Here is a 10,712-nt window from a genome sequence, read left to right as displayed (position 1 = left end):
CACGTCGCAACACCAGGTTCAGCTTTCCAGACAAGGCTTCCGCGACTGCGGTGAGGAGAGACCCCTGCGGGGCCCCGGCCCCCCACCCACCGGACCGTGGGCGCAATCGCGCGCAGCGCGACCAGGCAAGTGGGAAAACCGCGCGCGACCGTTACGACAACAGCGCCGCAGCCGTAAACAGCTCCACTCCCGCGTCCAGCGCCGTCTCATCCGCGTCGAAGTCGCCACGATGGAGGTCGTACCGCGCGCTGCTACCCGGTGGCCGTACCCCCAGGCGGGCCATCGCGCCGGGGATGCGCTCCAGGTACCACGAGAAGTCCTCGCCGCCGAGGGACTGCTCGGTGCCCTCGACGGCGTGCGGGCCGCGGCGGGCGGTCATCGCGTCGTGGAGGAGTTGGGTGGAGACCGGTTCGTTCACTACGGGCGGCACTCCCCGTACGTAGTTGACCTGGCATTTCGCCCCGTGCAGCGTCGCGATTTCGTCGATGGCCGCGTGGACCAGGTCCGGCGCGTCCCGCCAGGCGTCCAGGTCCAGGCACCGGACCGTGCCGGCCAGCTCCGCGTGCTGGGGGATGACGTTGCAGGCGTGGCCCACCTCCAGGCGTCCCCAGGTGACCGCGAGCCCGGCCCGGGTGTCGACCCGCCGGGAGAGGAGGGCGGGGGCGTCGACGGCGACCCGGGCGGCCGCGGTGACCAGGTCGGTGGTGAGGTGGGGGCGGGCGGTGTGGCCGCCGGGGCCGTCCAGGTGGACTTCCAGGCGGTCGCAGGCGGAGGTGATCGCGCCGGCGCGCAGTCCGATGCGTCCGGCGTCGACGCGGGGGTCGCAGTGGACGGCGAGGATGCGCCCGACGCCGTCGAGCGCGCCGGCTTCGACGGCGTCGGTGGCGCCGCCGGGGAGGACTTCCTCGGCGGGCTGGAAGAGCAGGCGTACCGGCCGCGGCAGCAGACCTTGGCGTGCGAGGTCGGCGAGGACCAGGCCGGCGCCGAGGACGACGGTGGTGTGGACGTCGTGGCCGCAGGCGTGGGCGCGGTTGGGGACGGTCGAGCGGTAGGGCACGGTCTTCGTGTCGGGGATGGGCAGCGCGTCGATGTCGGCGCGCAGGGCGAGCATGGGCCGGGTTCTGTCCCATGGTGTCAGGCCGGGCGTGATGTCACAGGTCAGGCCGGTGCCGAGGGGTAGGACGCGCGGCGTGAGGCCGGCTTGTTCCAGGCGTGCCTTGACTGCGGCGGTGGTCCGGAACTCCTGGTTGCCGAGTTCTGGGTGCATGTGCAAGTCGCGGCGGAACGCGATGAGTTCGGCGCGCAGCGCTTCCGGCAGCGCGCCGGGGAGAGGTTCCCCGGCAGGGGCGTCTTCGGTTTCGGCCTCGCGGGACATCAAGTGGTTCACCCGTTGAAGGGTACGGGGGCGGTTGGGGCAACTGTCCCTCGATCAACAAAAGTTCAGCCCGATAGGGGAAGGAAATCTAGGCCGCCCGGCGCATGGAGTGGTCATCACGGGGGTACCAGTACTGGTTCCGCTTTTTCGCGGAATCGTTCGGGCCGGTTGCGCGGGGGGTGTCACGGGGCGGGCAGCCGCTGGACGTCCTTGGCTGTGCCGGTGACTCCGGAGAGGAAGCCTTCGGCGCGTGGTGACGCCTTGTCCGTCAGCCAGGCCGGGTCGATGTCGCACACGGCGACGCGGGCGCCGGTGCCGGCGAGTGCGAGGGGCAGCGTGTGCACGACGGTGGAGGGGAAGCTGAGGACGAGGCGCCCGATGGGGCCGCGCCGGGCGATGAGTTCCAGTGGCAGGTCAGGGCGTACGACCTGCAGGCCGGTTTCGCCGGCGAGGCGGTGGAGTTTGCCGGCGGACTCGCGCCGGTGGGCGAAGTAGCGGGTGGCGCCGTGTGTGCGGGCGAGCGAGCGGACGGCTTCCAGGTAGTGGTCGGGGTCGACGACGCCGGTCTCGACGAGGGAGGTGCCGACGATGTCGGTGCCGCGGGCGAGCCGGGGCGGCCCGAACCGCTTTCTGGTCCAGGCGAATTCGTTCGAGAGGACGTGGATGCCCGGTGCCGGTTCGACGGGCATGGAGGTGAAGAGGCCGATGGTGCGGCGTCCGCTTCGGGCGGGGGTGAGGCGGCGGCGGGCGGCGGCCGAGAATGGCGCGAAAAGGATGTCGCGCGGGCCGCGTCCGCCGCCGTGCCGGTGCCAGCGTACGAGGCGTTCGCCGGTGGCCAGTTGGGTGACGAACTCCATCGTGGCGGTGCCGTCGTCGACCACGACGAGGTCGCGGGCGCGGGTGAGGGTCAGGAGCAGCTGGACGTAGCGCGAGAAGGGGTCGCCGATGACCACGCGGCCGGTGCGTCTCAGCTGCGGGGTGAGGCCGCCGATGGTGCGCAGTGGTGCGCCCGCGCCGCCGCGGGCTTCTTCCCAGCGTACGGAGAAGCCTTCTTCGCGGGCGAGTTCGGCCATCCGGCGGAGCTGGCCGCGGGTCATCGGGTCGTGCGGGGCGAGGACGACGACGGTGAGGGCGGCGGCCTGTTCGCTGTGCGCCCATTCCAGGACGTTCAGCAGTTGTACCGGGCTCTCCACGAAGGCGAGGGTGCCGGCGGCCGCGCGCCGGGCGTCCCTTCTGGCGGCGCGGGTGTCCTGCGTTCCGGCGCCGGGTCCGCGGTGCTGCCGGGGTACCCCCAGGAGGCGGCGGACGGGAGTCCCCGCCGCCTCCCGGGGCGGGCCGCAGGCCCCGTCTGGTGAGCTCACGGCGTTCAGACCGAGGCCGGCTCGCGGTCGGCGGTCTCGGCTTCGGCGACGACGCCGGCGACGCGGCGCAGCTTCTTCATCGGGCCGAGTTCGCTGTCGTAGACCTTCTTGACGCCGTCGCCGAGGGAGTCCTCGATGGTGCGGATGTCGCGGACCAGGCGGGTCAGGCCCTGGGGCTCGACGGAGGCGGCCTGGTCGGAGCCCCACATGGCGCGGTCGAGGGTGATGTGGCGCTCGACGAAGGCGGCGCCGAGGGCGACGGCGGCGAGGGTGGTCTGCAGGCCGGTCTCGTGGCCGCTGTAGCCGATCGGGACGTTGGGGTACTCGGCCTGGAGGGTGTGGATCATGCGGAGGTTCAGCTCTTCGGCCTTGGCGGGGTAGGTCGAAGTGGCGTGGCACAGGACGATGTTGTCGCTGCCGAGGACCTCTACGGCGTGCCGGATCTGCTTGGGGGTGGACATGCCGGTGGAGAGGATGACGGTGCGGCCGGTGGCGCGCATGGCGCGCAGCAGCTCGTCGTCGGTGAGGGAGGCGGAGGCGACTTTGTAGCAGGGGACGTCGAACTTCTCCAGGAAGGCGACGGATTCCACGTCCCAGGGGGAGGCGAACCAGGCGATGGAGCGCTTCTTGGCGTACTCGTCGATGGCGCGGTAGCCGTCCTCGTCGAACTCCACGCGGTGGCGGTAGTCGATGTAGGTCATCCGGCCCCAGGGGGTGTCGCGCTCGATGTCCCACTGGTCGCGCGGGGTGCAGATCTCGGGGGTGCGCTTCTGGAACTTCACGGCGTCGCAGCCGGCGTCCGCGGCGGCGTCGATCAGCGCGAAGGCGTTCTCCAGGTCGCCGTTGTGGTTGATGCCGATCTCACCGGTGACGTAGACGGGGCGGCCGGGGCCGACGAGCCGGTCGCCGAGGGTGCGGAGGCGGGAGTTGCTGGTCATCTGGGTGAGTTCCTTACTTCGTTAGAGGGTCGGGCCGAGAATCCACGAGGCGATCTCGCGGATCGCGCCGCTGCCTCCGGGGGTGGAGGTGACGGCGCGGGCGGCGCCGCGTACGACGTCGTGTGCGCCGGCGACCGCCACGGGCCAGCCGACGAGGCCGAAGCACGGGAGGTCGTTGACGTCGTTGCCGACGTAGAGCACGCGTTCCGGCGCGATGCCCTGTTCCTCGCACCACTGCTTGAGGGCGAGGTCCTTGCGGTCGATGCCGTGGAGTACGGGCAGCCGCAGCTTGTCCGCCCGTGCGGTGACGACCGGGTTCACTTCCGTGGACAGGATCAGCAGCTTCAGTTCCGCCTTGCGCAGGGCGGCGATGCCGAGGCCGTCGCCGCGGTGCACGGCGACCATTTCCCGTCCGTCGGAGTCGACGAGCACCCGGTCGTCGGTCTGGGTGCCGTCGAAGTCGAGTACGACCGCGTCGATGTCGTCGCGGGTCGGCAGCGCGCCGGGGCGGGCGGTGTCGAGGAGGGGGGCGAGGACGCGGGCGCGGGCGAGGTCGTGCGGGTCGTCGACCTCCAGTACGCGGGCCGGGTCGGTGCGTACGAGTTCCGTGCGGCCGAAGAAGCGGTGTCCTGCGGCACGGAAGCCGGCGGCGTCCATGGCGTACGCGGCGCCGGTCTCCAGGAAGTCCTGGGGGCGGTCCTGGCGGCGGGGGCGGAAGGACTTGTCATGGTTGACGCCCGTGGAGGTGGTGGCGGTGGCGGGGCCTGGCCCGGCGTCCTCGCGCCATACGAAGCCGTGGAACGGCGCGACGGTCAGCGCGCTGTCGGCGCCGGACTCGACGACCGCGGCGGCGACGCCGTCGATGTCCTCGCGGACCAGGAAGGGGCTGGTGCACTGGACGAGGAGGACCGCGTCGACGGGTTTGCCGTGCTCGGCCTCGTACGCGTCCATGGCGTGCAGGACGGCGGCCTCGCTGGTGGCGGTGTCGCCCGCGATGTCGCCCGGGCGGCGCACGACGACGGCGCCGGCGCCGCGCGCGGCGGCGGCGATGCCCGGGTCGTCGGTGGAGACCACGACGTCGGTGACGAGCCGGGCCGCGCGGCATTCGCGGATCGCGCGGGCGATCAGCGGGACGCCGCCGACCGCGGCGAGGTTCTTGGCGGGTACGCCCTTGGAGCCGCCGCGGGCGGGGATGACGGCCACGACGGTGGGCGTGGCCGTACGGCTCGGTGAGGTCGGCATTGCGGGCTCCTTCCGGGGGCCGTGGGGGCTCCGGGGGCGGGCGGGTGGGCGGCTCACAGCTGTCCCCAGCGGCGGATGGCGGGGGCGACGCGCTGCACGCCGTGGCGGTACGCGCCGCGGGCGGCGTCGCGCACGGTGTCGCGGGCGAGCCGGCGCAGCCCGCCGGCCTCGGCGGGCTCGGCGGCCTGTCCGGGCAGCGGTTCGCCCTGGGGGTCGAGGCCGTAGCGGGCGAGGATGCCGGGGAGGTATCCGGGGGCGGTGCGGGGTGTGTAGTACGGGGTGAGGGGCGGCAGGCGGTCGGCGGTGCGCAGGGCGGTGACGCGGGCGCGGGCGGCGTCGAAGGCGGTCGGGTACGCGTCTCCTGGTGCGACACCCTGGCGGTCCAGCCACTCCGGGTCGGGTGTGGGGTGGTGGCCGGCGTCGAGTTCGTCCCAGGAGGCGAGGCAGCCGGAGCCGAGGAAGTGGTGGTTGCCGAGGGCTTCGCGGATGCCGAGGTCGGTGAGGACGGCGGTGGGGATGCCCCGGTGCAGGGATTCGAGGGCGGCGGTCGAGCTGACGGTCACCATCAGGTCGGTGCGGTCCAGGATCTCGCCCATGTTCCCGTAGGCCAGGCGGCAGTTGGGGGGCAGGCCGCCGGGGAGGCGGGCCGCGAGTTTCTGGTACGGGAGTTCTTCGATGTGCGTGGTGTGTTCGCCGGGCTTGCTGCGCAGCTTGATCAGCACTTCGCGGCCGGGGTTGCGCCGGGCGTGTTCGACGGCGCGGCGCAGGAGGTAGGTACGGTCCTCGCGGCGGTCCGGTACGGAGGGCTGGGCGGCGAAGACGACCGTGTACGGGCGGCCTTCGGCGGCGGGCTCGTAGGGGGCGCCGCCCAGGAAGGGCAGGGCGCATTCGACGACGCTGCCGCCGTCGGCGCCGACGCCCTCGTACACCGCGCGGAAGCGGTCCGCGTCGTGACGGGAGTTGGCGAGGACCACGTCGGCGCCGTGCCGTAGCAGCAGGCCGTCCGCCAGCTTCTCGTAGACGACGCCGACGTAGCCGGTGACGACGACGGGCCGCCGCCGCGCACCGTCCCAGGCGCGGGCGAGGCCGTGCAGTATCGCCTGGACGGCGCCGCCGACGCAGGCGAGGACGACCACGTCGTACCGCGCGGTGTCCTTCATCAGCCCCAGGAAGTCCGCGCCGCGGATTTCGCGCAGCGTGTCCGCACGGGCGCCGACCTCTCGGAGCTGGCGGACCGTGGGGGTGGCGCGGCCGCGGAGCAGATATCCGTCCAACTGGATGTCCGATTGGATGCGGTACGCTGTCAAAGCGCCCCATTTCCAGCGGGTATCCGAATCCGCGAGCACCGCGACACGCGGCGGGGAAGTGGTACGAGTGGGCACGACGAAAACGCTAGGAAGGCGTTCCGTTCAGCGGGCCAACTCGGTCGCAACAACGGGTTAACAGCGCGCCGCCGATTGCCCAACCGACAGGGCCGACTGCCCGGTTAACCATCCCGCCATTCTTCGTTCACGCTGGGGTACGCGTCCCGTCAAGACGAATGCCGGGGCCGCGCCTAACGTCACCCGGGTGGTTAAGCTCTCTGTCGTCGTGCCGTTCTACAACGTGCAGACATATGCGCCCGACACCCTGCGAAGCCTGGCGGCGAACGCCCGCGAGGACTTCGAATTCCTGCTCGTCGACGACTGCTCAGGCGACGAGACGCCGCAGATCCTCGCGCGGGCCGAAGGCGAGCTGCCGGGCGCCAGAGTGCTGCGGCACGAGCAGAACGGCGGCCTGGCCACCGCCCGCAACACCGGCCTGGACGCGGCCCGCGGCGAGTACCTGGCGTTCCTGGACGGGGACGACTGGCTGGCGCCGGGCTACTACGAGCAACTTCTCGCCACCATCGAGGAGTTGGGGTGCGACTTCGTGCGCACCGACCACGTCCAGTGCACCGGCCGCGCCCGTTCGGTGCACCGCGTGCCGCACGGCCGCCGCAACGTCGTGCTGGACCCGCGTGAGGTGATACTGCCCGCCGACCGCTCCACCTCCGTCGACTACGCCTTCGCCTGGGCCGGCATCTACCACCGCAGGCTGCTGGACGACGGGCTGCTGCACTTCCGGCACGGGCTGCGCACCGCCGAGGACCGACCGTGGATCTGGCGGCTGCACCGCGAGGCGCGGTCGATGGCGGTTTCCGGACTGCTCGGGGTTTTCTACCGGCGCGGGGTGGCTTCTTCGCTCACGCAGATCGGGGACGTACGGCAGCTCGATTTCATCCGCGCATTTGATCAGGTGATCGAAGAAACGGCGCAGGACCGGGACGCGGAGCGATTGCTGCCCAAGGCCGTACGCACCTATTGCGCCATCATTTCCCACCATCTCGGTTCGATCGAACGATTCGAGCCGCAGGTCGCCCGTAAATTGCGCGCGATGAGCGCGGCGGCGCTGAAGAGAATGCCGCAGGACGTACTGAAGGAAGCACTGGATTCGATGGACATGCAGCGCGCCTCCCGTCTGCGACGGCTGCGCCGGCGCCCGGTACCGGCGGAGGTGGCCGCCTGATGGCCGTCCGCACCGGCGCACCGGCCCGGCCGCGTACGCAGATCTTCCTGGCGTCCACCCTGTACGGCGCCGCGACGCTCGCCGCCGCGCTGGACACGGACCGCTTCGCGCCGGCCGCCCGCAGGCTGCTGCTGGTCAGCAACAACGCCGCGACCCCCGAGACGTCCACGCCCCTGGACCGGATGCCCGGCTGCGAGCGGCTGCGCGGCCGCTTCGACGGAGTCCTGTCGTGGAACGAGACGATCAGCCCGTTCCACCCCGGCGGCTGGTCCCCGCGCTCCGACGACGTCCCGCTGTGGGAACGGCACCTGAGGCTGCTGTGGGACCTGGGCGAGGACCCGGTCGAGCTGGTCGTGGAGTCCATCCAGGTGCACCCGGCGCTGGCGCTGGCGCAGCTCTTCCCCGACGCGCCGGTCGACGTGTACGCGGACGGGCTGATGAGCTACGGGCCGACCCGCAGCAAGCTGGACCCGCTGGTCGGCACCCGCGTCCGCCGCCTGCTGCACCTGGATCTGGTGCCGGGCCTGAAACCGCTGCTGCTCACGGAGTTCGGGGTCCCTTCGGAGACCGTGTCGGCGGACGCCTTCCGCGCGGTGCTCGACGAGCTGGCCGGGGCGCCGGGCGTGCCGGCTCTGGGCGACGTGCCGGAGGGTGCCGCGCTGCTCCTCGGGCAGTACCTGTCGGCGCTGGGCATCCTCACGCCGGAGGAAGAGGAGGAGCTGCACGCCCGGATGCTGCGCGGCGCGGCCCGCCGCGGGCACAAGGAAGTGGTGTTCAAGCCGCACCCGTCCGCGCCGGCCCGCTGGTCGCGGTCGCTGGAGCGGGAGGCGGAACGCCTCGGCGTCGCGCTGACCGTGCTGGACGTGCCGGTCCTCGCCGAGGTGCTCTACCGGCGGACGCGGCCCGCCCTCGTGGTCGGCTGTTTCTCCACCGCGCTGCTGACGGCGTCCGCGTTCTACGGCCTGCCGACCGCCCGCACCGGCACGGCCCTGCTGCTGGAGCGCCTGACCCCGTACCAGAACAGCAACCGCATCCCGGTCACCCTCGTCGACGCGCTGGTGCCCGACCTGGCGGACGAGCCGGGCGCGCATCCGGCGCCGACCCACCTCAACGGCCTGGTGAGCGCGGTCGGTTACGCGATGCAGAACCAGATCTACCCGGACCTGCGCCCGGTCGCCGAGCGCTATCTCACCGCCCACCTGAACGAGCGCACCTGGCGCTACTTCAAGCGCCGCCGGCTGACCGCGCTCGGGTTGCCCGGCGCGCTCCCGTCCCAGCTGTCCTTCATCCCGCGCAACGCGGCCGTACGCCGGGTCGCGCGGCGGGCGCGGGCGATGCAGCGGCGCCTGAAGAAGCGGGCCACGTTCGGATGACCGCACAGCTCCCCGCCGAGGCGCCGCCGCCCGCAGCGGTAGCCGGACCGCCCTCGTCCCCCGTGTCCACCCTGCTGCCCCGGCCGGTGCACGCCGCGCCGGACGTACGCGGCGGTGCGGCGGCCCCGCCCGGCAAGCGTTCCCGCGGCGCGCCGCGCCTGCGCGCCCTGGACGGGCTGCGGCTGCTCGCCGCCCTCATGGTGGCCGCCTACCATCTCGGCGGCCGGGGCGGCGAGATAGCCAAGGCGTGGGGCAGCTCGCCGGCGCACCAGTTCCCCACGCTGCACGTGGTGTTCGCGTACGGCTGCCTGGGTGTGCAGATCTTCTTCGTCATCAGCGGCTTCGTCATCTGCATGAGCGGCTGGGGGCGTTCGCTGCGCTCCTTCGTCGCGTCCCGCGTCTCGCGCCTGTATCCGGCGTACTGGGTGGCGGTCCTGTTGGTGACGGCCGTCTTCGCGCTGCCGTGGGTCGCGTTCAAGGCGCTGGGCCCGAGTGACGTGCTGACGAACCTGACCATGCTCCAGCAGCCGCTGGGCGCCAAGCGGGTGCTGGGCGTGTGCTGGACGCTCTGGGCCGAGATGCGGTTCTACGCGCTGTTCGCGCTGTGCGTCATCCTGCCGGGTGCCACGCGCCGCCGGGTGGTGCTGTTCTGCGCGGGCTGGACGCTGGCGGCGGCGCTGGCGCAGGCCGCGCACGTCCCTGCGCTGGACGTCGTGCTGATGCCGCAGTACGCGCCGTTCTTCATCGGCGGCATCGGCTGCTACCTGCTGCACCGCTACGGCGGGCGCGACCCGGTGGCGTGGGCGGTGGTGGGCGTCAGCTGGCTGACCGGCCAGCACTACGCGGTGGCCGGGCTCTGGCACCCGCCCTCCCCCGGCGCCTTCTCCTACCGCTCGGCACTGGTGATCATCGCGATCGTCACGGCGGGGTTCGCCCTGGTGACGGCGATCGCGCTGGGCCGGATGCGGTGGGCGGACTGGCGCTGGCTGACCGTCGCCGGGGCGCTGACGTACCCGTTCTATCTCGTGCACGAGCACCTGGGCTGGGTGGTCGTGCAGGCGCTGCACGGTGGTCTGCGGCTGCCGTCGTACGCGGTCCTCGTCCTGACGGTCGGGCTGATGCTGGGGCTGGCGTGGGTGCTGCACCGCTGGGTGGAACGCCCGCTCGCCCCCGTACTGAAACGGGCGCTCGACCCGCCGCCTACCGGTCGTGCAGCAGCACGGCCTCGATCCCGGCGATGACGACCCGCAGGCCGTCCTCGAAACCGCGGGCGGTGTCGCCGAACATCTCGGCGCCCGCCCCGGCCGTGAGCGGATAGTCGGCGCCCAGGCGCCGCACCCGGTCCTCCTGGTCGTACGCCGGGTCGCGCTCCGGGTCGCCGGGCACGGGGAAGACGGACTGCTCCTCGATCACGTAGCCGATGGTGTAGGCGTACGTGGTGAACCAGGCGCGCGCGGCCCGGTCCGGCGTGAACCCGGCCTCCGTCAGCGAGGCCAGGTAGGTCTCCATGGGCTGCATCGGCGCCCAGTCGCGCATCCGGGTGCCGCCGAAGACCTTGCCGCCGTCGCGGTAGCGGAGCAGCGTGCGCCGCATGCCCAGGCACGCCGTGGTGAGCATGCCTTTCCAGTCACCGCCGAAGCCGCCGCCGGCCGCGAGCACCGGCTCGTTCATCCGCCGGTACAGCTCGGTGGCCATCTCGTCGAGCAGTTCCTGCTTGTTCTTGAAGTGCCAGTAGAGCGCGGGCGCCTGGACGTCCAGCTCCTTGGCGATGCGGCGCAGCGTGAGCCCTTCGAGGCCGACGTCGTTCAGCAGCCGCAGGGCGGTGTCCGTCACCAGTTTCCGGTCGAGTCTCGTAGCCACGTTGACAATTTAACAC

9 protein-coding genes are annotated in these 10,712 nt (G+C 72.3%); 3 read left to right on the top strand and 6 right to left on the bottom strand.

Annotation, left to right across the window (positions count from 1 at the left end; translation table 11 throughout):
* Positions 1 to 151 precede the first annotated feature (151 nt).
* The 5 genes from ACH4OW_RS16170 to ACH4OW_RS16150 all read right to left on the bottom strand — a co-directional run bounded on the left by ACH4OW_RS16170 (position 152) and on the right by ACH4OW_RS16150 (position 6,262).
* Complete coding sequence (locus tag ACH4OW_RS16170) at positions 152 to 1,375, bottom strand: amidohydrolase (protein WP_398028234.1); 1,224 nt, start codon at positions 1,373 to 1,375, stop codon at positions 152 to 154.
* A gap of 182 nt (positions 1,376 to 1,557) precedes the next feature.
* On the bottom strand, positions 1,558 to 2,568 hold the full coding sequence (locus ACH4OW_RS16165; RefSeq protein ID WP_398028202.1) for a hypothetical protein: 1,011 nt from the start codon (positions 2,566 to 2,568) through the stop codon (positions 1,558 to 1,560).
* Between the two features lie 173 nt (positions 2,569 to 2,741).
* A complete protein-coding gene (locus ACH4OW_RS16160; protein WP_360136694.1) occupies positions 2,742 to 3,674 on the bottom strand; it encodes an N-acetylneuraminate synthase family protein in 933 nt (310 codons plus the stop codon).
* Positions 3,675 to 3,695: 21 nt separating this feature from the next.
* Entirely contained in the window at positions 3,696 to 4,916 is a 1,221-nt protein-coding gene (locus ACH4OW_RS16155) for a cytidylyltransferase domain-containing protein (RefSeq protein WP_398028200.1), read from the bottom strand.
* Positions 4,917 to 4,969: 53 nt separating this feature from the next.
* On the bottom strand, positions 4,970 to 6,262 hold the full coding sequence (locus tag ACH4OW_RS16150) for a DUF6716 putative glycosyltransferase (protein ID WP_398028232.1): 1,293 nt from the start codon (positions 6,260 to 6,262) through the stop codon (positions 4,970 to 4,972).
* A 223-nt stretch (positions 6,263 to 6,485) separates the two neighbouring features.
* On the opposite strand from ACH4OW_RS16150, the gene ACH4OW_RS16145 reads away from it, so the two are divergent.
* The 3 genes from ACH4OW_RS16145 to ACH4OW_RS16135 are packed head-to-tail and all read left to right on the top strand — an operon-like array spanning position 6,486 to position 10,077.
* Positions 6,486 to 7,463, top strand: a complete 978-nt coding sequence (locus tag ACH4OW_RS16145; protein ID WP_398028198.1) for a glycosyltransferase family 2 protein — start codon at positions 6,486 to 6,488, stop codon at positions 7,461 to 7,463.
* On the top strand, positions 7,463 to 8,836 hold the full coding sequence (locus ACH4OW_RS16140; protein ID WP_398028196.1) for a polysialyltransferase family glycosyltransferase: 1,374 nt from the start codon (positions 7,463 to 7,465) through the stop codon (positions 8,834 to 8,836). Before ACH4OW_RS16145 ends, ACH4OW_RS16140 begins: the two co-directional genes overlap by 1 nt.
* Positions 8,833 to 10,077, top strand: coding sequence for an acyltransferase family protein (locus tag ACH4OW_RS16135; protein ID WP_398028194.1), 1,245 nt, complete (start codon positions 8,833 to 8,835; stop codon positions 10,075 to 10,077). The genes ACH4OW_RS16140 and ACH4OW_RS16135 overlap by 4 nt, the downstream gene beginning before the upstream one ends.
* Here the strand turns inward: ACH4OW_RS16135 and ACH4OW_RS16130 are convergent.
* Entirely contained in the window at positions 10,037 to 10,696 is a 660-nt protein-coding gene (locus tag ACH4OW_RS16130; RefSeq protein ID WP_398028192.1) for a TetR/AcrR family transcriptional regulator C-terminal domain-containing protein, read from the bottom strand. The two genes, ACH4OW_RS16135 and ACH4OW_RS16130, sit on opposite strands and share 41 nt — an antisense overlap.
* Between the last annotated feature and the right edge of the window lie 16 nt (positions 10,697 to 10,712).

Origin of the sequence: Streptomyces sp. NPDC017056 (assembly GCF_044332485.1) — a bacterium.
Taxonomy (GTDB): Bacteria; Actinomycetota; Actinomycetes; order Streptomycetales; family Streptomycetaceae; genus Streptomyces.
The sequence above is the reverse complement of the archived record's forward strand: the minus strand, read 5'-3'. Positions and strand labels throughout refer to the sequence as shown.